5 protein-coding genes are annotated in these 2,165 nt (G+C 62.0%); 3 read left to right on the forward strand and 2 right to left on the reverse strand.

The features are described from left to right. The coding region (locus AC1D00_RS37915; protein WP_477014196.1) for a GyrI-like domain-containing protein at positions 1 to 183 on the forward strand (183 nt) is incomplete at its 5' end. A gap of 140 nt (positions 184 to 323) precedes the next feature. Here the strand turns inward: AC1D00_RS37915 and AC1D00_RS37920 are convergent. After that, a complete protein-coding gene (locus AC1D00_RS37920; RefSeq protein ID WP_477014197.1) occupies positions 324 to 716 on the reverse strand; it encodes a DUF3551 domain-containing protein in 393 nt (130 codons plus the stop codon). Between the two features lie 431 nt (positions 717 to 1,147). Here AC1D00_RS37920 and AC1D00_RS37925 point away from each other — a divergent pair, with 431 nt between their 5' ends. Next, positions 1,148 to 1,681: a methyltransferase family protein gene (locus tag AC1D00_RS37925; RefSeq protein WP_477014198.1), complete on the forward strand. Its 534-nt coding sequence runs from the start codon at positions 1,148 to 1,150 to the stop codon at positions 1,679 to 1,681. Continuing rightward, positions 1,666 to 1,872, forward strand: coding sequence for a hypothetical protein (locus AC1D00_RS37930; RefSeq protein WP_477014199.1), 207 nt, complete (start codon positions 1,666 to 1,668; stop codon positions 1,870 to 1,872). The genes AC1D00_RS37925 and AC1D00_RS37930 overlap by 16 nt, the downstream gene beginning before the upstream one ends. Positions 1,873 to 1,892: 20 nt before the next feature. Here the strand turns inward: AC1D00_RS37930 and AC1D00_RS37935 are convergent. Further along, positions 1,893 to 2,165: peptide deformylase (locus AC1D00_RS37935; RefSeq protein WP_477014200.1), on the reverse strand; the 273-nt coding region annotated here is incomplete at its 5' end.

The raw sequence follows: 2,165 nt of genomic DNA on the forward strand, positions 1-2,165 counted from the left end.
GTGCTGCGGGTCGTCGGCTACACCGACAATCTGGAGCCCGCCGCGCTCTACCTCTATCGCGACTGGCTTCCGGCGAGCGGCGAGGAGGCCCGCGACTTCCCGATCTATTGCCAGCGACTGAACTTCTTCCCGGACGTGCCGGAGCATGAGACGGTTGCGGAAGTGTTTCTGCCGCTGAAATAGCGCATTGGTGGAGATCGCAAGGGCTGTGGGGCGGATGAGCCGCAAGGCGCAATCCGCCTTCTTTCCTCGTTGCGCGCTCAACACGGTGGATTACGCCGGCCAGGCGGCAGACGTGCGCGACCTTGATCGGCCGTCATGCGTCACATGTATCGTCTCACGCTGTCGAGAAATCGTTGCTTTTCGCCCGGCGCATAGCCTTGGGAAGCCCCATAATATGGTTCGTTGAATTGATTGTACGGTGCCGCCCGGTAGCCGATTGGCGGCTTGGGCGGCGTGTACGTTTGGCGATAGTTACGCCGATTGGTCCCTCTGGCCGTCGCACCGGCGTAATACGGATTGAGGACGCACATCTGACCGTTCGCTGACGCCCTGCATTGGTCCATCGTCGTGTAGCTGCATCTGTAATATGGGGTGATTCCGCGAGAGACGACGTTCAAGCAGACGGGGTAAGCCGGATCATATCTTTGAGCCCGGGCATGCCCTGCCGTTAAGGCCATGCTCACTGCCAAAATCGTCAAAGCCCATTTGCGCATTGGAACCTCCTCCAAGTCCGCACGACACCGGGTGCACTCAGGCCACAGTCAGTATTGATCTAAGTCAATACTCACGGAATTGGTGCACCCACGCGCAGGAGAGGCCGCGAAAGTTCTGCACGACCTCCGCCATCAGTGCGTTTCAATCCACCCTGCGTCGCGTTTGGTTTTGCGAGGAGGGCTTATGACCCAGCATAATCCATTGTATCCGCGCGGAAAAGAAGCGGTGGGTTACGCCGACCGGACTGCGTATTGCCAGTTGCTCAGCTAACCCACCCTACAAGCCCCGCGACATCTACTCGAACTTCTTGACCAGCCGCTCCCGCTTCAGCCTCGACAGCCGCTGGATCCAGCAGGCAGGATGGGGGGAGCGACTTGTCCGCCGTAGCTCAACCCGGATGACGACGGGAAGCCATGAAGGGGAGGTTGGAATGAGCTCGCAGCGAGTGTCGGGAACCRCCGTGCAGCGAACCATTGCCGTCCTGGGCTCGGCGGTTTTCTTCGTGGTCGCCCCATGTACGCTGGCGGGGCTCGTTCCATGGTCGATCACGGGTTGGCAACTCCGGCCGCCGTTCCTTGGTCTGGAGCTGACGCGCGGCATCGGCGCGATAATGATTCTCGCAGGCGTGCCTGGGCTCGTTGACGCATTTGCGCGTTTCGCGCTGCAGGGTCTCGGTACCCCCGCGCCCATCGCGCCGACCCGGAATCTCGTGGTGACCGGTCTCTACCGTTATGTTCGTAATCCAATATACGTCGCGGTCGTTGCCATCATCCTGGGTCAAGCGGTGCTGATGGGCGATTGGCGCCTCATCGTCTACGGCGCGCTGCTCTGGCTCGCCTTCCACGTCTTCGTCGTGGCGTACGAAGAACCCACGCTCGAGCGGACGTTTGGGACGGAGTACGAGGCGTTCCGGGCCGCCGTCCCGCGCTGGATACCGCGGATGACCCCATGGCGGTCGAAATGATCGTGGCCCGCGGTTGTGCGAGCCGCTGCTCGCGACCGGTCTCGGACGCTTCACCGGCGCGGCGAGCAGGCACGCTACTGGGCTGCGCGGCTCAACCGCGCTCCGTGGTGCTGACCACGAACATTGGCGACTATGACATTCTGTTCCAGCTCGTGCCGGGCGGCCGGGCATTGTTCTATCGCAGTGTCTAAGGGCATGGGCGCCGTCTCATTCACCCCCGCGACATCTTCTCGAACTTCTTCACCAGCCGCTCCCGCTTCAGYCGCGACAGCCGCTGGATCCAGAACATCCCGTCGAGCTGATCGATCTCGTGCTGGTGGCATACGGCCCGCAAGGCTTCCGACTCTTCGGTCTGCATGGTGCCGTCGAGATCCCAGTAGCTGATCCGCACGCGGGCGTGACGCTGGACCTCGTCGTTGACGCCGGGCATCGAGACGCTGCCCTCCCGGTGCATGATCATCTCCGGCGAAGCCCATGTGATCTC

This window comes from Bradyrhizobium sp. P2_E8 (genome assembly GCF_056403875.1).